Source organism: Cupriavidus alkaliphilus (assembly GCF_014191175.1).
GTDB classification, from domain to species: Bacteria; Pseudomonadota; Gammaproteobacteria; order Burkholderiales; family Burkholderiaceae; genus Cupriavidus; species Cupriavidus alkaliphilus.
Window position 1 is genome coordinate 449,026 of sequence record NZ_JACHWE010000001.1, and the last position, 22,177, is coordinate 471,202.

The window sequence follows — 22,177 nt, forward strand, 5'->3', positions numbered from 1 at the left end:
TCAGTCCTGCGCGCCGGCGCCCTTCACCTCCTGCTTCGCCACCTGCTTCACCACTTCATAGCGCCGCAGCGTTTGCTGGCGCGCCACGTCGTGCTGCACCAGCGGGCGCGGGTAGTTGTCGCCCAGGCGCACGCCGGCGTCGGCCAGCACGGATTCCGGCGCGGTCCACGGCGCATGCACGAACTTGTCCGGCAAGGCCGCCAGCTGCGGCAGGTATTTGCGGATAAAGCGGCCCTGCGGATCGAACTTCTGCGATTGCGTCACCGGATTGAAGATGCGGAACCACGGCTGCGCGTCGCAGCCGGTGGACGCGGCCCATTGCCAGCCGCCGTTGTTGGCGGCCAGGTCGAAGTCATTGAGCTGGTCGGCGAAATACTGCTCGCCGCGGCGCCAGTCGACGCCCAGGTCCTTCACCAGGAAGCTCGCCGTGACCATGCGCAGGCGGTTGTGCATATAGCCGCTTTGCCGGATCTGCAGCATCGCCGCGTCGATCAGCGGATAGCCGGTGGCGGCGTCGCACCAGGCGCGGAAATAGCGCTCGCCGGTGTCGCCGTGCTGCCAGCGGATCGCGTCATAGGCCGGTTGGAACGCCGCGCCGGCGGCCACGCGCGGATGGTGATGCAGGATCATGAAGTAGAAATCGCGCCAGATCAGCTCCGACAGCCACACCGCGGCGCCCGCGCTGTCGGCGCCGCCGCGCAGCATGGCTGCGTGCGCCGTGCGCGCCAGCGTGCGGATCGAGATGGTGCCGAAGCGCAGGTGTACCGACAGGTAGCTGGGGCCGCGCAGGGCAGGGTAGTCGCGCCGGCGCCCGTAGTCGCCCATGCGATCGGTGAATTCCCCGAACAAGGCCTGCGCACCCGATGCGCCGGTGGGCATCGCGATCTCGGCGAGGTTGCTGGCGCCAAAGCCGAGCTGCGCGAGCGTCGGCACCGGCTGGCGGTACGCGGCGGGCACCGGCGCCAGCGCCGGCAGGTACGGGTCGACGGGATAAGGGCGCAGGTCGAACGGCTCCACGCTCCTGAGCCAGGCGTTCTTGTACGGCGTGAACACCGAGAACCGCTTGCCCTGGCCGTTCAGGATCTCGTCGCGCTCGAACACCGCCTGGTCCTTGAAGGTAAACAGCGCGCAGGCCTGCGCCGACAGCGCCTGGCGCACCGCTTCGTCGCGGGCGTTCGCGGCGGGCTCGTAATCGTGGTTGGCGAAGACCGCCTCGGCGTCCAGGGCGCGCGCCAGTGCCGGGATGGCGGTCTGCGCGCGGTCGTGCAGCACGATCAGGCCGCCGCCGGCCGCGGCCAGTGTCTCGGCGAGTTCCACCAGGGATTGCCGGATGAACTCGACGCGCCGGTCGGCGCGCAGCCCGCGGGCGAGCAGCGGGTCGAGGATGTCGCGGTCGAACACGAACACGCACCACACCTGCGCGCAGTGCCGCAGGGCATAATGCAGCGCCGCGTGGTCGGTGGCGCGCAGGTCGCGCCGGAACCAGACCAGCCCGCGCGCAAAGGTCTTGCCGATCCGGTACGGTGGCCGGGACGTGGCCGGGTTGGCTGCTGACTGCATGTTCGCTGCCTGTCTGACGGGTGGGCCGGCGAGCTGGACATCGTGGACCGCCGGATCGATCGCGCCGATACCCTAACATAGCGGTACAGGAGCCGGCACGCCGGCCGCCATGCCGCTACCCCATTCTCTACAGAAGCTCATGACTCTCGACCGAATTCTCCAATCCCAGGGCTTTGGCACGCGCCGGTACTGCGGCGACCTGATCGCCGCCGGGCTGGTCGAGGTCAACGGCGAGTTGTGCGAAGACCCGCGCGCGCAATTCGAGGTGGACGGCCTGCGCCTGAGCGTCGACGGCGAGGAGTGGCTGGCCTGCACCAAGGCCTACCTGATGCTGAACAAGCCCGCCGGCTATGAATGCTCGCAGCGCCCGCGCCATCACCCCAGCGTCTACAACCTGTTGCCGGTGCCGCTGCGCCAGCGCGAGGTGCAGGCGGTGGGGCGGCTCGACCACGACACCACCGGCCTGCTGCTGCTGACCGACGATGGCCAGTTCATCCACGCCCAGACCTCGCCCAAGCGCAAGGTGCCCAAGATCTATGAAGTGACCACCGCCGAGGCGGTCACGCCGGAACAGGCCGAAGCGCTGCGCAGCGGCGTGCAGCTGCTGGACGAACCGGCGTCGATCGCGGCGGAAGCCTGCGAGATCACCGGCGAACGCAGCCTGCGGCTGACGCTGGTGCAAGGCAAGTACCACCAGGTCAAGCGCATGGTAGCGGCCGCGGGCAACCACGTCGACGCGCTGCATCGCAGCGCCATCGGCAGCCTGCAGCTCGATCCGGCATTGGCCGAAGGCGAGTGGCGTTGGCTGACGGCGGACGAACTGGCCGCGCTGACCCGCAAGGCCTGAGCCTGGCCGCGGTTGCGGCGGAGCGCCCATTGCTGCACTGGGACGCCCGCCAATCTTTTCCGGAAGACCCCCGGCGATTTGATAAAATGCAAGGCATGGCGAAGCCCGAAGCACCCATCAATCTGACCAATCAGTTCCTGATTGCCATGCCCGGCATGGCCGATCCGACCTTTTCGGGTTCCGTCGTCTATATCTGCGAACACAACGAGCGTGGCGCGCTCGGGCTGGTGATCAACCGGCCCATCGACATCGACATGGCCACGCTGTTCGACAAGATCGACCTCAAGCTCGAGATCCAGCCCGTGGCGCACCAGCCCGTCTACTTCGGCGGCCCGGTGCAGACCGAGCGCGGTTTCGTGCTGCACGACCCGGTCGGCGTCTATGTCTCGTCGCTGGCCGTGCCCGGCGGGCTGGAAATGACCACCTCCAAGGACGTGCTCGAGGCCGTCGCCAATGGCAGCGGCCCGCACCGCTTCCTGCTGACGCTGGGGTATTCCGGCTGGGGCGCCGGCCAGCTCGAGGAAGAACTCAGCCGCAACGGCTGGCTCACGGTCCAGGCCGATCCCGAGATCATCTTCAGCGTGCCGCCCGACGAGCGCTTTGCCGCCGCCATCCGGCTGCTGGGCATCGACTTCACCATGCTGTCCGGCGAGGCCGGGCATGCCTGATGCCGTGGGGCGTGAACTGCCCCGCGACGGCACGGTCCTGGCATTCGACTACGGCGAAAAAAAGATCGGCGTTGCGCTGGGCAACTTCATCACGCGCGAGGCGCGTGCCCTGACCATCCTCCCCAATATCACCGTCGAGGGCCGCTTCGAGGCCGTGGCCGCGCTGATCCAGGAGTGGAACCCGGTGCAGCTGATCGTCGGCATGCCGGTCAACCCCGAAGGCGGCGAGCAACCGTCGATGAAGCTGGCGCGGCGCTTCGGCAACCAGCTCAACGGCCGCTTCGGCCTGCCGGTGGAATGGGTGGACGAGCGCTATACCTCGCGCGCCGCGTCGATGGCCGGCGCCCGCCGCGGCGAACTCGATGCCGAGGCCGCCCGCATCATCCTGCAACAGTATTTCGACCAATTCCCGCTATGACGCAGATTTCCGTTCCCGACGCCGAGTCGCTGTACCGCAAGCTGCTGGACCAGGCGCAGGCGCTGATCCCCGAGGCCGAGCGCGCGCGCTGGTCGGTGGCCGGCATCCATTCCGGCGGGGCCTGGATTGCCGCGCGGCTGGCGGCGGACCTGAAGCTGCCCGACCACGGCGTGATCAACGTGGCCTTCCATCGCGACGACTATGCCAAGAAAGGCCTGCACAGCCAGGCGCAGCCGACCACGCTGCCGTTTGCCGTGGATGAGCGCAACATCCTGCTGATCGACGACGTGCTGGCCACCGGCCGCACCATCCGCGCCGCCGTCAATGAGCTGTTCGACTACGGCCGCCCCGCGCGCGTGGCGCTGGGCGTGCTGGTCGACCGCGGCGGCCGCCAGCTGCCGATCGCCGCCGACCTGTGCGCCGCCGAGATGGCGCTGCCGCCCGGCACGACCCTGGTGCTGTCGCGCCAGGGCGAAGGTGCGGCGGCGCGATTCGCCTTCGCCACCGAACCCACCGATTCCGCCACCGGCTGAACCGGCACCGAAGGGCGCCCGGCGCGCCCGAAAAACCGGCCCGACAGCCCGCAAGCCTGCCCCTGAGACCAGACCACCTCCCGTTTTTTGCCCGCGCCCGACCAGCCATGACCAAGACGTTCCGCAACCCGCAGCTCACCAAGAACGGCGAACTGAAGCACCTGCTGTCGATCGAGGGGTTGTCGCGTGACATGATCACGCACATCCTCGACACCGCCAGCCAGTTCGTCTCGCTGTCCGACTCAGACCGCGATGTCAAGAAGGTGCCGCTGCTGCGCGGCAAGAGCGTGTTCAACCTGTTCTTCGAGAACTCCACCCGCACCCGCACCACCTTCGAGATCGCCGCCAAGCGGCTGTCGGCGGACGTGCTGAACCTGAACATCAACGCCTCGTCGACCAGCAAGGGCGAATCGCTGCTGGACACCATCAACAACCTGTCGGCGATGTCCGCCGACATGTTCGTGGTGCGCCATGCCAGCTCGGGCGCGCCCTACCTGATCGCCGAGCACGTCGCGCCGCATGTGCACGTGATCAACGCGGGCGACGGCCGCCACGCGCATCCGACCCAGGGCCTGCTGGACATGTACACCATCCGGCATTTCAAGAAGGACTTCACCAACCTGACGGTGGCCATCGTCGGCGACATCCTGCACTCGCGCGTGGCGCGCTCCGACATCCACGCGCTGACCACGCTGGGCGTGCCGGAAGTGCGCGCCATCGGCCCGCGCACGCTGCTGCCGTCCGGGCTGGAGCAGATGGGCGTGCGCGTGTTCCACAGCATGGAAGAGGGCCTCAAGGGCGTCGACGTGGTCATCATGCTGCGGCTGCAGAACGAGCGCATGAGCGGCGCGCTGCTGCCGTCGGCGCAGGAATACTTCAAGGCCTACGGCCTTACGCCGGAGCGCCTGGCGCTGGCCAGGCCCGACGCCATCGTGATGCACCCGGGGCCGATGAACCGCGGCGTCGAGATCGACTCCGCCGTGGCCGATGGCCCCCAGTCGGTGATCCTGAACCAGGTGACTTTCGGCATCGCCGTGCGCATGGCGGTGATGGGCATCGTCGCCGGGAACAACGACTGATGCCGGCCAGCTTGATCCCAAACGCAAGCCCGAACGCCAGCCATAACACACCGAACCAGCCCAGCGACACGACAAGCCAAGCTATGAAGATTCACATCCAGGGCGGCCGCCTGATCGATCCGGCCAGCAACACCGACGCCGCGCAGGACCTCTATATCGCCGCCGGCAAGATCGTCGGCGTCGGCAGCGCCCCGGCGGACTTCACCGCCAACAAGGTCATCGACGCCCGGGGCCTGATCGTGTGCCCCGGCTTGGTCGACCTGTCCGCGCGCCTGCGCGAGCCCGGCTACGAATACAAGGCCACGCTCGAGTCCGAGGTGGCGGCCGCCACCGCCGGCGGCGTGACCAGCCTGGTGTGCCCGCCCGACACCGACCCGGTGCTCGACGAGCCCGGCCTGGTCGAGATGCTGAAGTTCCGCGCCCGCACGCTGAACCAGACCCATGTCTACCCGCTGGGTGCGCTGACGCTGGGCCTGAAGGGCGAGACCCTGACCGAGATGGGCCAGCTGACCGAGGCCGGCTGCGTCGGCTTCAGCCAGGCCGAGGCGCCGGTGCGCAACACCCAGGTGCTGCTGCGCGCGCTGCAATACGCGCAGACCTTCGGCTTCACCGTCTGGCTGCGCCCGGAAGACCCGTTCCTTGGCGGCGGCGTCGCCGCCAGCGGTGCGGTGGCCTCGCGCCTGGGGCTGTCCGGGGTCTCGGTCATCGCCGAGACCGTGCGCCTGCACACCATCTTCGAACTGATGCGCAGCACCGGCGCGCGCGTCCACCTGTGCCGGCTGTCGTCCGCCGCCGGGCTGGAACTGGTGCGCCAGGCCAAGCGCGAAGGCCTGAAAGTGACCTGCGACGTCAATATCCACCACGTCTCGCTGACCGACATGGATATCGGCTACTTCAACTCGCAGATGCGCTTCTCGCCGCCGCTGCGCAGCCCGCGCGACCGCGACGCCATCGTCGCCGCGCTGGCCGACGGCACCATCGACGCCCTGTGCTCGGACCACACCCCGGTTGACGATGACGAGAAGCTGCTGCCCTTCGCCGAAGCCTCGCCGGGCGCAACCGGGCTGGAACTGCTGCTGCCGCTGACCCTGCGCTGGGCCAGCGAGCACAAGGTCCCGCTGGCTCAGGCGCTGGCCCGCATCACCGCCGAACCGGCCCGCGTGATCGGCCTCAAGGCCGGCACCCTCGCCGTCGGCAGCGCCGCCGACGTGTGCGTGTTCGATCCCAAGCAGGTGTGGAAGGTCGAGCGCCGCTCGCTCAAGAGCCAGGGCAAGAACTCGCCGTGGCTCGGCTATGAAATGGAAGGCAAGGTCCGCATGACCCTGGTCGGCGGGCAAGTCGTCTACGGCAACCACGCCCAGGCATGATCTGGCTGCGCAAGACCGCACTGGTCCTGCACCTGCTGCGCGGGTTGCTGACGTGCGCCTTGCTGTTCCCCTGGCTGGGCGTGCGCTCGCGCGAATGGCATATCCGGCGCTGGTCGCGGCGGCTGTTGCGGATCTGCGGGGTCGAGGTGGAGGTGGTCGACGCCACCGGGGCAGCGCATACCGGCGCGGCGCGGCAGGGCGCGATGGTGGTGTCCAACCACATTTCGTGGCTGGACATCTACGTCATCCACAGCTGGCAGCCGGTGCGCTTCGTCGCCAAGTCCGAGATCCGCAGCTGGCCGCTGATCGGCTGGCTGTGCGACAAGACCGGCACCATCTTCATCGAACGCGCGCGCAAGCGGGATGCGCATCGCGTGCTGCATGACATTACGGATGTGATGCTGCAGGGAGACCTGGTCGGGGTGTTTCCGGAGGGAACGACCACGGACGGGACCAGCGTGCTGCCGTTCCATGCCAACCTGATGCAGGCGCCGATTTCAGGCGGGCTGCCGGTGCAGCCGCTGGGCTTGAACTACCTCGATGCCGCCACCGGCCAGCCGACGCTGGCGGCTGCCTATATCGGCGACACCACGCTGCTGCAATCGCTGGAGGCCGTCTTGCGCGCGCCGCCGGTCAAGGCGCGGCTGGTGGTCGGGCCAGCCCTGGTAACCGCCTCAGGCGACCGCCGTGATCTGGCCGCTGCCGCCAGGGAAGTCGTCGCCCATCTCAGCCAGGGCGCCGCGGAGCACGCCGCCACGGCAGCCCAACGGCTGAATCAGCCCTCAGAACCGGGCGGCGCGGCGCAGCCGGCGCCGGCTGCCATCGGCTAGCCGCCCTGTCGTCCCCGCCAACGCGGGATAGCGAGTCATGCCAGCGGATCGCAATATTGCGGGCAATCCACCTGGATGACAGTCCGCTCTGCGGGGTCCTGCGCCAGGCGCGCCGCCGTCAGCTTGCCACCCCAGACGCAACCCGTGTCCAATGCCATCAGGTTCGGCCGCATGACCAGGCCCAGCGTCGACCAGTGCCCGCAGACCACCGTCACATTCTCGGTGCGCCGCCCGGGCACGTCGAACCAGGGCATGAACCCGTCCGGCGCCTTGCCCGGGCCATCCTTGGTCTTGAAGTCCATCCCCCCGTCGATCGTGCAGTAGCGCAGGCGGGTGAGGGCATTCACCACCACGCGATAGCGGTCGATGCCGCGCAGGCCATCGTTCCAGCGGTCAGGCGTGTTGCCGAAGATGTCGGCCAGGAAGCCCTGCCAGTTGGGACCCCGCAGCTGTTCTTCGACTTCATGGGCGAGGTCGATCACCTGGTCTGCGGTCCACTGGGGGAGGACGCCGGCGTGGACCAGCAGGAAATTGTTTTCCAGCAGGGCCAGTGGGCGGTGGCGCAGCCAGGTGAGCAAGTCCTCACGATCGGGAGCGGCGAGGATGTCGTCCAGGGTGTCGTGGCGGCCTTTCTTGCGCACGCCGGACGCTACGGCCAGCAGATGGATGTCGTGGTTGCCGAGGACGGTTTCCGCGCGGTCGCCCATGGCGCGGATGGTGCGCAGGGTTTCGAGAGAGGCGGGGCCACGATTGACGAGATCGCCGACCAGGCGCACGGCCGGTTGCGCCGGCAGGCGGGCCAGCAGGGCGCCTAGCGAAGGTGCGCAACCTTGCAGGTCGCCGATGGCAAAAAGTGCTGAATGTGTAACTTTGTTGTTGGGCATCTGGTCCAGGGAGAACAAATTCGCTTCTATTTGTAGTTTTGTGACCGATATACCGTGGCACGGTTACATGAGGCTACAAAAAGGCGCCACCGCCACGCAGGCTTGGGCATTCCGTCGGATAGAATACCGCCACTTCTGCAGGCACTTACGGCCCCGCCGTCCAAAAAGAGGACAAGGTGGGCGCTCGGCTTTTGCCGGGTCATCGAAACATATCGAGGCAAGGAGCAAGTTTTGTCCCATATTCTGGTCACAGGGGGCGCCGGTTTCATCGGTGCCAATTTCGTCCTCGCCTGGTTGAGCGACAAGTCCGCGGATGGTGTGGTGAACGTCGACAAGCTCACCTATGCGGGTAATCGCAAGACCCTCGCATCGGTCGAGGACGATCCCCGCCACGTGTTTTCGCAAACCGATATTTGCGACCGTGCCGCACTGGACCAGCTCTTCGCCACCTACAAGCCGCGTGCCGTGGTGCACTTTGCCGCCGAGAGCCACGTTGACCGCTCCATCCATGGGCCCGGTGAGTTCATCCAGACCAATATCGTCGGAACGTTTACGCTGCTGGAGGCCGCGCGCGCCTACTGGAGCGGCTTGCAGGAACCGGCCAAGTCCGAGTTCCGCTTCCTCCATGTGTCGACCGACGAGGTGTTCGGCTCGTTGAGCGAAACCGATCCGCAGTTCTCGGAAACGACCCCCTACGCGCCCAACAGCCCGTACTCGGCATCCAAGGCCGCATCGGACCACCTGGTGCGCGCGTATCACCATACCTACGGCCTGCCGGTTCTGACGACGAACTGCTCGAACAACTACGGCCCGTATCATTTCCCCGAAAAGCTGATTCCGCTGGTGATCGCCAACGCCCTCGCCGGCAAACCGCTGCCCATTTATGGCGACGGGAAAAACGTGCGTGACTGGCTGTACGTGCGCGACCACTGCTCGGCCATCCGCGAGGTGCTGGCACGCGGCCGCCTGGGCGAAACCTATAACGTTGGCGGCTGGAACGAGAAGACGAACCTGGACGTCGTCCACACGCTGTGCGACCTGCTAGACGAATTGTCGCCCAAGGCCGCCGGCTCGTACCGCGACCAGATTACCTTCGTCAAGGATCGCCCCGGGCATGATCGCCGCTATGCGATCGATGCACGCAAGCTGGAACGTGAACTGGGCTGGAAGCCGGCCGAGACGTTCGAGTCCGGCCTGCGCAAGACGGTGCAGTGGTACCTGGATAACCAGGCGTGGGTGCAGGACGTGATGTCGGGGGAGTATCGGAATTGGGTGGCGAAGCAATATGCCGCGTAACGCCGCCATTCCCACGTTTCTTGTAACCGGCAGCAACGGCCAGGTCGGCTTCGAGCTGCGTCGCAGCCTGGCGCCGCTGGGCAAAGTCGTGGCGCTCGACCGTTCGAGCTGTGACTTGACCCGGCCCGACGACATCCGTCGCGTGGTGCGCGAGTTCCAGCCCGATGTCATCGTCAATCCTGCTGCCTATACCGCGGTCGACAAAGCAGAATCGGAGCCGGAGCTGGCTTACGCCATCAACGGCGCGGCCGTGGAAGTCCTGGCAGCAGAGGCAAAAGCGCTCGGCAGCCTGCTGGTGCATTACTCGACCGATTACGTCTTTGACGGCAGCAAGGCGGACGCCTATGTCGAAACCGATGCAGTCAATCCGCAATCGGTGTACGGCAAGAGCAAGCTCGCCGGCGAGCAGGCAATTGCCGCAGTTGGTGGACCGAATCTCGTTTTTCGGACGTGCTGGGTCGCCGGCGTGCATGGCGGCAACTTTGCCAAGACCATGCTGAAGCTGGGTCGCGAGCGCGACAGCCTGCGCGTGATTGCCGATCAGTTTGGGGCTCCGACCACGGCCGCGCTGATTGCAGATGTGACTGCGCAGGTGGTAGCGCGACACTGGCTGTCCGGCGACCGGACATCGTTCGCATCCGGCATTTACCATCTCGCCGCGGCTGGCGAAACTACCTGGCACGCGTACGCCAGCGAAGTGCTGCGCTACGCCGCCGCCAAAGGCATCGAACTGAAGGTAGACCCGGCCCGCATTGAAGCGATTCCGGCTACGGCGTATCCGTTGCCGGCACCGCGCCCGGCCAACTCGCGCCTGGACACGAGCAAGCTGCGTCAGACCTTCGGCATTCATCTTCCAGACTGGCAGCAGGGCGTGCACTACCTGCTGGACCAGATATTCTCCTGAGCTAGAAACCATGCGTAAAGGCATTATCCTGGCTGGCGGTTCCGGCACCCGGCTCTACCCGATCACGAGATCGGTGTCCAAGCAGTTACTGCCCGTGTATGACAAGCCGATGATTTACTATCCGCTGTCTACGCTTATGTTGGCGGGAATCCGGGACATTCTGATTATTTCTACGCCGGAAGATACGCCGCGGTTTTCCGATATGCTGGGTGACGGCAGCAATTGGGGTATCAATCTACGGTATGCAGTGCAGCCATCGCCCGACGGTCTGGCTCAGGCATTTATTATTGGGCGCGAATTTATCGGCAACGATCCCAGTACGCTGATTCTCGGTGACAACATCTTCCATGGTCACGACCTGGTTAGCCAGTTGACCAGGTCGGCCAGCCAATCCGAAGGCGCCACCGTTTTTGCTTACCACGTGCATGATCCCGAGCGGTATGGAGTTGTCGAGTTTGATCACCAGTTCCGTGCGCTTTCCCTGGAAGAGAAGCCGACCAATCCACGTTCGAATTATGCGGTGACGGGGCTTTACTTTTACGACAATCAGGTCTGCGACATCGCTGCTGACATCAAGCCGTCAGCACGCGGCGAACTCGAGATTACCGATGTCAACAAGCGCTATCTCGAAGCAGCGCAACTCGAGGTGGAGATCATGGGACGTGGATACGCATGGCTCGACACCGGTACGCACGAGTCTTTGCTCGAGGCGGCCAGTTTCATCGCCACACTGCAGAACCGCCAAGGGTTGATGGTGGCCTGCCCGGAAGAGATCGCCTATCGCAGCAGGTGGATCAGCGCGGAGCGAGTGGAGGAACTGGCCAAGCCGTTATGTAAGAGCGGCTACGGCAAATACCTCCAGCAAATCATTTTGGGTAACGTGAAATGAGCCTTACCGTCATTCCGACCGCGCTCCCGGAGGTTCTGATCCTCGAGCCGAGGGTTTTCGGCGACGAACGAGGCTTCTTCATGGAGAGCTTCAATGCCAGGGTCTTTGAGGAAGCCACAGGCGTTCACCGGACTTTTGTGCAGGACAACCATTCGCGTTCCGCTCTTGGGGTGCTCCGAGGTCTCCATTACCAGATTCGAAATCCGCAGGGAAAGCTCCTGCGTGTCACCTCCGGCGAGGTCTATGATGTGGCGGTTGACTTACGCCGCAGCTCTCGGAATTTCGGCAAATGGGTAGGAGTCATGCTTTCCGAGGCGAATAAGCGGCAATTGTGGGTGCCGGAAGGTTTTGCACACGGTTTCGTGGTGACATCTGCATCTGCCGATGTTCTGTACAAGACGACCGACTACTGGTACCCGGAGCATGAGCGCACTTTGCTGTGGAACGATCCGGCGCTTGCGATCGACTGGCCGCTGTCCGGCCCGCCGACCCTCGCACAGAAAGACCAGAAGGGAGCCCGGCTCGAGGCCGCGGAGACCTTTTTTTAATGAAGCGTTGCTCACGCATTAAGCATGCAGAAATTTGAGACGTCGATATCGTCACTAGGGCGATCCGTGCTGCAGCACAAGGGCCTGATCCTGAGCTTCGCCCGACGCGATGTCGTCGGCCGTTACAAGGGGTCAATGTTCGGCATTCTATGGTCGCTGCTGACGCCGCTGTTCATGCTTGCGATCTACACGTTTGTATTCGGGGCAATCTTTAAGGCGCGCTGGGGCGTTGGCTCGACGTCCAAGACAGAGTTTGCGATCGTGCTGTTCGCCGGCCTGATCATGTTCAACATCTTTTCTGAATGCATCGGTCGGGCCCCAAGCACCATCCTGTCCAACGCGAACTTCGTGAAGAAGGTCGTGTTTCCGCTCGAAATTCTGCCGCTCGCGCACCTGCTGTCAGCATTATTTCATGCTGTTATTAGTCTGCTAGTGCTTCTGGTCTTCGAAGCAACCATCGGCAACGGCGTGCCTGCCACTGTCTTCTTGTTGCCCGTGGTGATGGCGCCTTTTCTCTTGTTCATCGCCGGGTTAAGCTGGTGGCTTGCAGCCACGGGCGTTTATTTCCGGGATATCGGCCAGACCATCGGCCTGATGATTACAGCCCTGATGTTCCTGTCGCCCGTGTTCTTTCCGATTTCCTCGCTGCCACAGCAATGGCAGATCGTGGCGAAGTTTAATCCTCTTACCTTACCCATTGAACAGGCGCGCAACGTCATTGTCTGGGGCTCTCCGGTCCACTGGGGCGAGTGGGCAGCTTATTCGCTGGCGTGCTGCGCCGTAGCTTGGCTCGGCTATGCATGGTTCCAGAAGACCAGGAAGGGATTTGCAGATGTCCTCTGATGTGATCGTACACACCGAGAATCTTGGGAAGTGCTACGAAATCTACGATAGACCCAAGGACCGTCTCCTGCAGATGCTGGCAAGGGGGCGCAAGCAATATTTCCGTGAATTCTGGGCTCTGCGGAATATCTCTCTGGAAATTCGACGCGGCGAGAACGTCGGTATCGTGGGTCACAACGGCTCCGGAAAATCCACGCTGCTGCAACTGCTCGCCGGCACGCTGAACCAAACGACCGGTACCGTTTCAGTTAGCGGACGCGTTGCCGCGTTGCTGGAGCTTGGCTCTGGCTTCAATCCGGAGTACTCCGGCCGCGAGAACGTCAAGATGTATGCCCAGTTACTGGGCATGAGCGACGAGCAGATCGATGAACGCTTTGACCGGATCGTTGATTTTTCCGAGATCGGTGATTTCATCGATCAACCGCTGAAGACGTATTCCTCCGGCATGTATGTGCGGCTGGCATTTTCCGTTGCTGTGCACGTCAATCCGGAAATCCTTATCGTCGACGAGGCCCTATCTGTAGGCGACGCATTTTTCCAGGCTAAATGCATGGCGTTGCTCAAGAAGCTTATGGACGACGGCGTGACGCTGCTGTTCGTGAGCCATGACCCCGGTGCTGTGAAGGCGCTCTGCTCGCGCGCCGTCCTACTTGACCACGGATCGATGCTAGCCAATGGCGACACGGAATCTGTGGTGGAGACCTACTACGCTCAGTACGTGCAACGGCGCCAGAGCATCGCGGTCAGCGACGACAAGGCACGAGTGACCGATGCTGCGGACAAGGCTGCGGCCATCGCGGAGGATGCGGAATCGGAGGCAGCATTCAAGTCGCGGTCGTCTTACCAGCGCTTGCAAAACGGCATGGCCGAATATTTGAATGTGACGCTGCTGGACTCGCGCGGCCGGCCAGCGAGATCTGCAGACTTTGGCGAACAAGTCACACTCCGGGTGAAAATTCGGGTCCAGGAAGATCTTCCGCGGCTCAGCTTTGGGTATCACATCAAAGATAAGAACGGTTTTGATATCGTCTATTCGGATAGTGGCATCGAGCAATGCAACATCGAGTCACCACGCGCAGGGAGCGTGCACGTCGTAGACTGGACTTTCCGGGCGCGGCTGAAGGAAGGGGAATATACGGTGGCGGCGGTGCTGGCCGTCCCGGTCGATCTTTCAATCGGCCTGGTCGAGACGTGTGACCATGTGCCTATCGCGTGTCAGTTTCGCATCGACCGCGCCGGACATCTGCCGATCTACGGTGCCACGGCGTGGGACAACAAGGTGACCGTTATTGAGGTGCAGACGCCGCCTCTGCTGGAGCGCGTATGAATGCAAGGCTGACACCACTGGTAATTTACGGGGCGGGCGGATTCGCACGCGAGGTGCTGCAAGTCGCCCTCGATATGAATTCGCAGACTCCGCGCTGGGATGTGCGGGGTTTCCTTGTCGATCCCGGCTACGATGTTGTTGAGCCTGTACATGGATTGCCTGTAATGACTACCGATACCTGGACGGCTCCAGCAGACGGCGAACTCGTGATAGGGATCGGCGACACCAGTGCTCGCCGGGCTATCGCCGACCGGATGCATGCGCGGTTCGGGATGCGATTCGCCACTCTGGTGCACCCGCAGGCGTGGGTCGGGCGGCAAGTCCGGATCGGGGAGGGCTCAGTGATTTGCGCCGGAGCATTGATCACCACCGACATCTCCATCGGCCGGCATGTGCATGTGAATTTAGGTTGCACGATCGGGCACGACGCAGTTCTGGAGGACTTTGTCACGCTCAACCCTAGCGTCAATGTATCGGGTAACGTCCATCTGTGCGAAGGCGTTATGGCCGGCACGGGCGTAAAGCTCATTCCGCATATCCGTGTGGGTGCCGGCACTGTGCTTGGTGCTGGTGCTGTGGCGGTGGCTGATCTGCCCGCCGACGTGACCGCTGTTGGCATACCGGCCAAGGCCATTCGACAACATGATATCTCCTGGTCGATTCAGTCTCGGGAAGGACAAGTATGAGTGCGCCCAAACCGTTCGAGCAGCAGGTATTCGTCACGCGTCCGATGTTGCCATCCCTGTCGCGATACCAGGAACTCGTGGCGCAGATTTGGGAAACTGGTTGGCTAACCAACGGCGGCGGCAAGCATGCTGCACTGGAGCGCGAACTGGGAACCTATCTCGGGTCCAGGCACGTGTCGCTGTTCAATAACGGCACAATTGCACTGATTGCGGCATGCAAGGCGTTGCGCCTGCACGGCGAGGTCATTACTACGCCGTTTACATTTCCGGCGACAACGCATGTACTGGACTGGGGCAACATCACACCAGTGTTCTGCGATATCGACCCGGTGCGGCTGACAATCGATCCGCGCAGGATCGAACGTTTGATCACATCTCGCACGACCGGCATCATGGGCGTACACGTGTATGGCATTCCCTGCCATACAGACCTGATTCAGGATATCGCCGACGCCTATGGTCTGCGCGTCGTCTATGACGCAGCCCATGCGTTCGGCACGGAGATCGATGGCGTGCCGGTTGCCGAGTACGGCGATTGCACCATGTTCAGCTTTCATGCGACCAAGCTATTTCATACCGCCGAAGGCGGTGCACTGGTCGTAAAGGATCCGGAACTGAAGCAGCGTATCGACCTCCTCAAGAACTTCGGGATCAAAAACGAAGTGGATGTCGTTATGCCGGGCATCAATGGCAAGCTCAACGAGTTGCAGGCAGCCATGGGCCTCGCCAACCTAGAGTGCATGGATGAGGAACGCGCCAAGCGGGCCCGGGTTGCGGCTGTCTACAGGGAGCGACTCGACTGCGTCACCGGCCTGGAATGCGTAACGTTACCAGAAGGAGTCAAGCCAAGCCTGCAATATTTCGTGATTCGGGTGCACTCGGGCGGCAAGGTCACACGTGATCGGCTTTATGAAGAACTCAAGGCCTTCAACGTGCTGTCGCGCCGTTATTTCTACCCCTTGTGCAGTGAATTCAGCTGCTACCAGGCATTGCCGAGTGCGGCGCCGTCTGAATTGCCAGTGGCATACCAGATATCCCGGGAAGTCCTGGCGCTGCCGTTTTACGGGAACCTCGGAGAAGAGGGCGCCGGCCGCATCTGTGACATGATTCAGCACATTATGGGACGATGAGCCCGCGAAAGGCACGACAATAAAAGTGGGTCCTCTTATTTCCATTATTACGACATCGTACAATTATGAACGCTACATCGGTCGCTCCATAGAGTCGGTACTGCAACAGAGCTATGGGAACTGGGAATTAATCATTGTCGATGATTGTTCTCCAGACGGTTCCTGGGAAGTCATTTCTCAATACAAGGATCCACGAATCCGGGCATTCCGGAATGAAGTCAATCTGGGCGCTTGTGCTACCTATAACAAGGCCTATAGCTATTGCACCGGATCCCTGATCGCGAGCCTCGATTCGGACGATGTGTTTCTCCCTGAAATGCTCGCGATCCAAGCCGCCGAATTCCAGCGTCATCCTGAGATCGGTGTCTCCGGCACCAAGATTGAGGTGATCGATGAATCTGGCAAGATCGTCCCCGATAGCGCTGTTGCGGCATGGTTTAACGATTCGCGCGACCTGAATGCCCCCGGTGAGTGGGTGTGGGAAAACCACCTGTGCCATTCATCCGTGATCATTCGCAAGGAAATTCACGACGCCGTCGGCGCGCTTAGGGAGGATCTAACCTATACGCCGGACTGGAACCTGTGGATCCGCGCGCTTGCCGCGGGGGCGCGGTTTTCGATGGTGGATCAGGTCCTGCTTCAGTATCGGGTGCACGGAAATAACATTACGCACAAGGATCCGCTGAGCATGATCTCGGAATATGCGGAGACGACGCGTGAGGTCCTGACGCCCTATCTGTTGCAGCGCAAGGCATACGCGGCCGCACGAGAGAATTTCCGGCGCTTTGCGGCGCATCCGCTGCTGAAGGACCGCGGTGAGGACTCCGTGGCGAACGTCCTATCCGCCGTCAGGCAGCGTGGGACGGAACGGAGCGAGCACGTGCCTTCGCCTCGCGATGTTGCTGAGTTGATTGCCGACCTGCTGCTCGAGGAAGCCAAGCTGCGCGAGTCGTGCCGCCGGCTGGAAGAGCGGGAAGCCGAGCGCGAGCAGCGGCTCGCATATTTGGAGCGGGAGTTGGCACAGCAAAGCCCGCAGGCTAAAAGAGTGCCGGTCTCCGGCCAAGGTGAATTGGAACAATTTCGTCGATTCATGAGCACACTGCGTCCAAAGCTATTGAGGCTAGCCCGAGTGGCTTATCACCGGGCGCCGCTGCCTCTGCATGTGAAATGGCGTATTCGGCAGTACGCATCGCCCACCCTTGCATTGTTGCGGGGCCAGCGCTCGGACGTGTTCGGGGTGTTAAGGGACACCGTCGCGCAACAGAGCAGGCAGGAACCGGGTGGCAATGGCCGCAGCGTGTCCGAGGAAGACATCCTGAGCCGAATGCTGGGTGACCTGTCTGAGCAGGTCCGCGAGACCGGGCCGGTCGGGCATGTGATTGTCCTGCCTTTCCTCGGCACTGGCGGCGCTGAGACGACAGCTCTGAATTTTGCTCGTGCCGTGCGCGAATTCAATCCTGGCGAGAGCGTGCTGATTGTCGTGGCCGACAGGCCGACGGTGGACAAAACCTTGCAACTGCCGCAAGGGGTACATGCGCTTGCACTGGATGCGCACTACGGTGCGGGGGCGAGCTATGCCATCAAAGGCAAAGCGCTGCAACAACTGGCATTGCTGATTCGGCCGCATACCTTCCATAACATCAACAGCGAAGTCGCCTGGCAGCTGATCATTGCTGAGGGCGCACGGCTGCGTGCCGCGATGACGGTGGTTTCAAGTATTTTTGCCCTGCAATTTGCGGAAAACCGGAAGGATATTATTGGCTATGCGGCCAATTTCTTTACCAAGGGCCTTCCGCAAGTCGATCTGCTTCTGACAGACAACCATCGCTTCATCGAGGGTGCGAGCGCCAGTTTCGGCGTGTCCGAAGCCGAGCAGAGCAAGCTAGTCGCGGTCTATAACGCGGTGCGGATCGATAAGTCTGTCGCCTTGCCGAGCAGACACGCGCAGGCCGAGCATCTGCGTGCTGCCGGCAAGAACCGGTCCCTGCGTTTCCTCTGGGCCGGACGCCTCGACGCAGAGAAGCGCGTGGACCTGCTCTATGCGATCGCGCGTCAATGCCCGTCAATGCATTTCGAAGTGTTCGGTCAGGCCGTGCTGAAAGATACGGAGATGGAACCGATGCCGCCCAACGTCAGTCTTCATGGCGCCTTTGCATCACCGGCGGAACTCGTTGCGCAGGGCCCCTATGACGGCTTTCTGTTCACCTCGCGTTGGGAGGGGATGCCCAACATCCTGCTCGAGGTAGGGGCGTTGGGCATTCCGCTGATCGCGCCAACAGTCGGGGGCGTTGGTGAACTCGTGAGTGACCAGACTGGTTACCCACTGAAGGAAAACCCGGAGCCCGCCGACTACATCGAAGGTATGCACGCAATCGCCAACGCGCCAGAAGTTGCGCTGGCGAAAGCGCAGCGCCTGTGTGCATTGATTGACGAGCGGCACGGCTGGGAAGCGTTTGCGCGAAGCGTGCGCGCATTGCATGGCTACCTGCCAGAACTGGAGGACTGAGGGTGACGAAGCGTCAGCTGATAGATCAATGGCCGCGCGTTTCGGTCGTGATCCCGTGCTACAACCAGGCCGGCTACCTGATGGAATCCATTGCGTCCGTCAAGGCAGCCTACGCCGGAGAACTCGAGGTCATTGTCGTCAACGATGGCAGCACGGACCCTCATACCGCGCGCCAGTTGCGCGAGGTGCTGACGTACTATCCCGAAGTCCAGGTCATGGACCAGCAGAATGCAGGGCTTTCGGCGGCGCGCAATGCCGGCATCCACCAGGCGACGGGCACCTACATCCAGTTGCTCGATGCAGACGACCTGCTGTTGCCCGGCAAACTGACACGGCAAGTCGAGCACTTCTCCGTCGCCAGCGCACTTGATGTGTCGGTATCCAATTTCTTGCTATCGGACGAGGGCCTCATCAGTTTTTCCAAACCGGAAGAAGCGATCGCGCAGTTCGATCTGTCCATCGAAGATTTCCTGTTCAAATGGGAGCGCGGGTTTGCCATTCCAATCCATGGCGCGCTGTTTCATCGACGGGTGTTCGATCGCGTTCTGTTTGAGGTCGGTGCGCGTGCCAAGGAGGATTGGCAATTCTGGTGTCAGCTGGCACTGAACGAATATCGGATGGCCTACCTGCCCCTGCATGCCGCGATCTATCGGCAGCACGGTCAAAGCATGCGCCGCTCGTACCTGAACATGGGACGTTCGTGGATCCAGGCGGTGATCAACCTGGACCAGAAGGTCCGCCACAGCCATCCGTTGTTCTTTGAGGCTGGGATGGCGTGGTTCGAACAGTGCTATCGGGCGCATCCTTCCTACCGTACCGAAATTGCCGCACTTCAGGCCTCGAAGCAGGTGGTGCCGGCTGCAGTATCGTCCGCGGCGAGCGGTGCAGAGGAGCCGCAGCCCGAGGAACTGGCGGAGCGGATCCTTCAAGATCTGGCGTCGCTTGGGACACCATGCGAGCAGCCGTTAATCACCGTGGTCGTTCCCATTTACAACCACTACGGATTCCTGCGCCAATGCCTGGGTTCATTGCGTGCGCAAGGCGACCTGGCCTTCGACGTGATCTGCGTTGAGGACTGTTCCAGCGATGTCCGCGTGACGCGGGTGATGCGAGCGCTCGCCAACCGGTTGTCGCGACTGCACGTCATTACGCATGACGAGAACCATGGCATTACCCGCAGCCAGATGGAAGCCGTGGGCCAGGCACGGGGTGCGTTCATTGCCTTCCTTGACTGCGACGATGCGCTGGGCGAAGGTGCACTAGGCCGGGTAGCGGCGGAGATCGACCGAATGCCAGACGTCGATTACTTCTTCACCGACCGGCTGGACGTCGGCACTGACGACACCGTGATCCGTCACGCTCGCTATGGCGGCTATGACAATATCAAGCCTGGCGGCAGTATCCGCGACGATCTGCTGGACGGGATGGTGGCGTCCCATCTGAAAGTGATCCGGCGTTCTGCCTTTCTGGAGGCGGGCGGCGGAGATTCTGCGTTCGACGGTATCCAGGACTGGGAAATTGCGCTGACCGTGGCCGAGACGGGCCAGTTTCGCTACATCCCTGAAGCGCTGTACCGCCACCGTATCCATGCGCGTTCGGTAACGACCGCGAGTGCTATCTCGCAGATGCGCAAGACCAACCGGTTGCGCCGCCGCTTCCAGGAGCGGTGGATGGCGGCGGGCATCGACGCCCCAGTGGAATTCGTGATCGACGATCGTTCATCGGTCCTCGATCTGAACGAAGTGAAGGCGGTATGGCGCGCCGGGCGTCGCTGCGTCCTGACACTTACAGGCATGCCGATTGTGCCCGTGATCAACGTCATTCGCGAGTTCAACTCGTATTTCGACCGGATCACCTACACGCAGCCAGAAGTATTTGCGGTCTTGATCGGCTATGTATGGTCGCCGAACATCCTTCAGAGGGCATCGCAATAATGGTGTGGACCGACGGACACCTGCTAACGGCATCAGTGGTCAGCCATCACCAGGAGGCGCTGCTCGAGCGACTTCTTCCGCAACTGCTGGCCATTCCAGGCCTGCAGATCGTGGTGACGCTAAATGCCGGTGGCGAGTCTTTCGATGCGAGCGACCCGAGGATTCGTGTCATCCGCAACGCTCGCCCTAAGGGGTATGGGACCAACCACAATGCGGCGTTCAAACTCTGCCGGACGCCGTACTTTGCGGTGTTGAACCCAGATCTAGGCCTCACTAGTACGACCTTCGGGCCGCTCCTTGCATGCGTGGCGGAGGCCCCGGGTGTCGCTGGCCCCCATGTTTATTCCCCCGCCGGGGCGATTGAGGACAGCGCCCGCCGCCTGCCCAGTATCCCGAGGTTGTTAGCGCGCAGGATCGCTGGGAAGTCGTCACCCGACTACGATGCGTCCATTTCACGCCAGCAAGTGGACTGGGTGGCCGGTATGTGCCTGATGTTCGATAGCGAGAGCTTTCGTGCCGTTGGGGGATTCGACGAGCGCTATCACCTGTACTGCGAGGATGTCGACATCTGTCTGCGGCTTCATCTGATGCAGCGGCAAGTGAACTGGGTCGAGGAGGCCGCGGTCATCCATGACGCCCGCCGTTCGAGCCGCCGCCGGCTGCGCTATATTTGGTGGCACCTCTCGAGCCTGACGAGGCTTTTCCTGTCCGCCGCCTACTGGCGCTTCTCGTATTCACGGAGCGGTTCCTGATCATTCATGTTTGATTTCTTCTGGGTTCCCTCCTTTACGTTTCTGGTGTCCGCTCTGGGCGTGCTACTTTTGCGTCCCGTGGCGATGGTAGGGGGCTTGCTCGACCGGCCTGACAACCGAAAACGCCACCAGGGTGCCGTGCCGCTGGTGGGCGGAATTGCCGTCACGCTTGCGGTCTGGGCGGGCTGCCTGCTGTTCATGCGAGACCAAGGCTACTACGTCGCCCTGCTGGGCGGCCTGACGCTCCTTGCGCTGGTGGGTCTGATCGACGACATGCAGGGCATGTCGCCAGTCGCCAAGCTTGCCGCGCAGTTGTTCGCGGCGATCCTGATGACGTCTTGGGGGGGCGTCTACCTGACTTCACTCGGCGATATCTTCGCGCGACGAGAAATCGTGCTTGCGGACTGGGGCATCCCGCTGACGCTTTTCGCTGTGGTATCCGTAATCAATGCCATGAACATGTGCGATGGACTTGACGGGTTGGCCGGCGGGCTGTCGTTCATCATGTTTGCATGGCTTGCGTATCTGGCTGGGGAACTCGGCAATGCAGCCGCCCAGCGCGTCTGTGTGATCTTCTGCGGCGCGATCCTCGGTTTCCTGCTGTTCAACATGCGGAATCCGCTTCGTGGCAAGTTACGCGTGTTCCTTGGCGATGCGGGCAGCCTGATGCTTGGATACGGTGTCGTGTGGTTTGCCGTGGAGCTTTCCCAGACCCGGTACAACTACGGGCATCATGTTCCCCCGGTTGTCATGCTCTGGGTCTTTGGCTTCGTTCTGATCGACCTCCTGACGGTCGTCATTCGTAGGGCGTTGAAAAGGCGCAATCCGTTGTCGGCGGATCGCACCCATTTGCACCATGTACTGCTGAGACTTGGCGTAGGGCCTGACGCAATTGTCTGGGTCATAGTAATCAGCAACGCGCTGCTCGGCCTGATCGGCGTGTATGGCTGGAAAAATGGTGTCTCTGAGCAGACGCTTTTCCTCGGCTTTCTCGGATTGACGATCGCACATTTGTGCGTCATGCGCAATGCCTGGCGTTGCCTGCGCGTCGGCCGCAGGCTGATTGCGCGTCTACGGCAGAGCCGGACAGCGAGGGTCGACAGATAGAAGGGGAATCTGTGCCACGCTCATCGTCTCGGGCAGGCACTACAAATAGCAACCATCCGTATCGCGTCA

Annotated in this window: 21 protein-coding genes; 19 read left to right on the plus strand and 2 right to left on the minus strand. The window is 62.5% G+C overall.

The window, feature by feature from the left end; translation table 11 throughout:
- Positions 1 to 1,560 (minus strand): cryptochrome/photolyase family protein, encoded by a 1,560-nt coding sequence (locus tag FHX60_RS02175; protein ID WP_183282431.1) that lies wholly within the window; start codon positions 1,558 to 1,560, stop codon positions 1 to 3.
- A gap of 139 nt (positions 1,561 to 1,699) precedes the next feature.
- Between FHX60_RS02175 and FHX60_RS02180 the strand changes: the two genes are divergently transcribed.
- The 7 genes from FHX60_RS02180 to FHX60_RS02210 all read left to right on the plus strand — a co-directional run bounded on the left by FHX60_RS02180 (position 1,700) and on the right by FHX60_RS02210 (position 7,302).
- Entirely contained in the window at positions 1,700 to 2,407 is a 708-nt protein-coding gene (locus tag FHX60_RS02180; RefSeq protein ID WP_183282432.1) for a 16S rRNA pseudouridine(516) synthase, read from the plus strand.
- 95 nt (positions 2,408 to 2,502) lie between these two features.
- Entirely contained in the window at positions 2,503 to 3,075 is a 573-nt protein-coding gene (locus FHX60_RS02185) for a YqgE/AlgH family protein (RefSeq protein WP_025583981.1), read from the plus strand.
- Entirely contained in the window at positions 3,068 to 3,493 is a 426-nt protein-coding gene (ruvX, locus tag FHX60_RS02190; RefSeq protein WP_010813827.1) for a Holliday junction resolvase RuvX, read from the plus strand. Before FHX60_RS02185 ends, ruvX begins: the two co-directional genes overlap by 8 nt.
- Positions 3,490 to 4,026: a bifunctional pyr operon transcriptional regulator/uracil phosphoribosyltransferase PyrR gene (pyrR, locus tag FHX60_RS02195; protein WP_183282433.1), complete on the plus strand. Its 537-nt coding sequence runs from the start codon at positions 3,490 to 3,492 to the stop codon at positions 4,024 to 4,026. Before ruvX ends, pyrR begins: the two co-directional genes overlap by 4 nt.
- Positions 4,027 to 4,133: 107 nt before the next feature.
- Positions 4,134 to 5,105, plus strand: coding sequence for an aspartate carbamoyltransferase catalytic subunit (locus tag FHX60_RS02200; protein ID WP_092306784.1), 972 nt, complete (start codon positions 4,134 to 4,136; stop codon positions 5,103 to 5,105).
- Between the two features lie 83 nt (positions 5,106 to 5,188).
- Positions 5,189 to 6,472, plus strand: a complete 1,284-nt coding sequence (locus FHX60_RS02205) for a dihydroorotase (protein WP_012353627.1) — start codon at positions 5,189 to 5,191, stop codon at positions 6,470 to 6,472.
- On the plus strand, positions 6,469 to 7,302 hold the full coding sequence (locus tag FHX60_RS02210) for a lysophospholipid acyltransferase family protein (RefSeq protein WP_112774418.1): 834 nt from the start codon (positions 6,469 to 6,471) through the stop codon (positions 7,300 to 7,302). The genes FHX60_RS02205 and FHX60_RS02210 overlap by 4 nt, the downstream gene beginning before the upstream one ends.
- 35 nt (positions 7,303 to 7,337) lie before the next feature.
- Here FHX60_RS02210 and FHX60_RS02215 read toward each other — a convergent pair whose 3' ends face one another.
- Positions 7,338 to 8,186, minus strand: coding sequence for a symmetrical bis(5'-nucleosyl)-tetraphosphatase (locus tag FHX60_RS02215; protein ID WP_183282824.1), 849 nt, complete (start codon positions 8,184 to 8,186; stop codon positions 7,338 to 7,340).
- 231 nt (positions 8,187 to 8,417) lie between these two features.
- Between FHX60_RS02215 and rfbB the strand changes: the two genes are divergently transcribed.
- Genes rfbB through FHX60_RS02275 form a run of 12 tightly spaced genes read left to right on the plus strand, consistent with a single transcriptional unit; the run spans position 8,418 to position 22,108 of the window.
- Positions 8,418 to 9,482, plus strand: a complete 1,065-nt coding sequence (gene rfbB, locus FHX60_RS02220) for a dTDP-glucose 4,6-dehydratase (protein WP_092306788.1) — start codon at positions 8,418 to 8,420, stop codon at positions 9,480 to 9,482.
- Positions 9,472 to 10,386 carry a dTDP-4-dehydrorhamnose reductase gene (gene rfbD / locus FHX60_RS02225; RefSeq protein WP_183282434.1) on the plus strand — a complete coding sequence of 305 codons (915 nt, stop codon included), beginning with the start codon at positions 9,472 to 9,474 and terminating at the stop codon, positions 10,384 to 10,386. The genes rfbB and rfbD overlap by 11 nt, the downstream gene beginning before the upstream one ends.
- A gap of 10 nt (positions 10,387 to 10,396) precedes the next feature.
- The gene (rfbA, locus tag FHX60_RS02230; protein ID WP_183282435.1) at positions 10,397 to 11,275 is read left to right on the plus strand and encodes a glucose-1-phosphate thymidylyltransferase RfbA; all 879 of its coding nucleotides are present in this window, start codon (positions 10,397 to 10,399) and stop codon (positions 11,273 to 11,275) included.
- A complete protein-coding gene (gene rfbC, locus FHX60_RS02235; protein ID WP_183282436.1) occupies positions 11,272 to 11,823 on the plus strand; it encodes a dTDP-4-dehydrorhamnose 3,5-epimerase in 552 nt (183 codons plus the stop codon). The genes rfbA and rfbC overlap by 4 nt, the downstream gene beginning before the upstream one ends.
- Positions 11,824 to 11,847: 24 nt before the next feature.
- Positions 11,848 to 12,666 (plus strand): ABC transporter permease, encoded by an 819-nt coding sequence (locus FHX60_RS02240; RefSeq protein WP_183282437.1) that lies wholly within the window; start codon positions 11,848 to 11,850, stop codon positions 12,664 to 12,666.
- Positions 12,656 to 13,993, plus strand: coding sequence for an ABC transporter ATP-binding protein (locus tag FHX60_RS02245; protein ID WP_183282438.1), 1,338 nt, complete (start codon positions 12,656 to 12,658; stop codon positions 13,991 to 13,993). Before FHX60_RS02240 ends, FHX60_RS02245 begins: the two co-directional genes overlap by 11 nt.
- On the plus strand, positions 13,990 to 14,679 hold the full coding sequence (locus FHX60_RS02250) for an acetyltransferase (protein WP_183282439.1): 690 nt from the start codon (positions 13,990 to 13,992) through the stop codon (positions 14,677 to 14,679). Before FHX60_RS02245 ends, FHX60_RS02250 begins: the two co-directional genes overlap by 4 nt.
- The gene (locus FHX60_RS02255) at positions 14,676 to 15,809 is read left to right on the plus strand and encodes a DegT/DnrJ/EryC1/StrS family aminotransferase (RefSeq protein WP_183282440.1); all 1,134 of its coding nucleotides are present in this window, start codon (positions 14,676 to 14,678) and stop codon (positions 15,807 to 15,809) included. Before FHX60_RS02250 ends, FHX60_RS02255 begins: the two co-directional genes overlap by 4 nt.
- Positions 15,810 to 15,834: 25 nt before the next feature.
- Positions 15,835 to 18,315, plus strand: coding sequence for a glycosyltransferase (locus tag FHX60_RS27900; protein WP_183282441.1), 2,481 nt, complete (start codon positions 15,835 to 15,837; stop codon positions 18,313 to 18,315).
- A 2-nt stretch (positions 18,316 to 18,317) separates the two neighbouring features.
- Positions 18,318 to 20,249 (plus strand): glycosyltransferase family 2 protein, encoded by a 1,932-nt coding sequence (locus tag FHX60_RS02265; RefSeq protein ID WP_311727245.1) that lies wholly within the window; start codon positions 18,318 to 18,320, stop codon positions 20,247 to 20,249.
- Entirely contained in the window at positions 20,213 to 21,001 is a 789-nt protein-coding gene (locus FHX60_RS02270) for a glycosyltransferase (protein WP_260163347.1), read from the plus strand. The genes FHX60_RS02265 and FHX60_RS02270 overlap by 37 nt, the downstream gene beginning before the upstream one ends.
- 6 nt (positions 21,002 to 21,007) lie before the next feature.
- Entirely contained in the window at positions 21,008 to 22,108 is a 1,101-nt protein-coding gene (locus FHX60_RS02275) for an MraY family glycosyltransferase (RefSeq protein WP_183282442.1), read from the plus strand.
- Positions 22,109 to 22,177 lie beyond the last annotated feature (69 nt).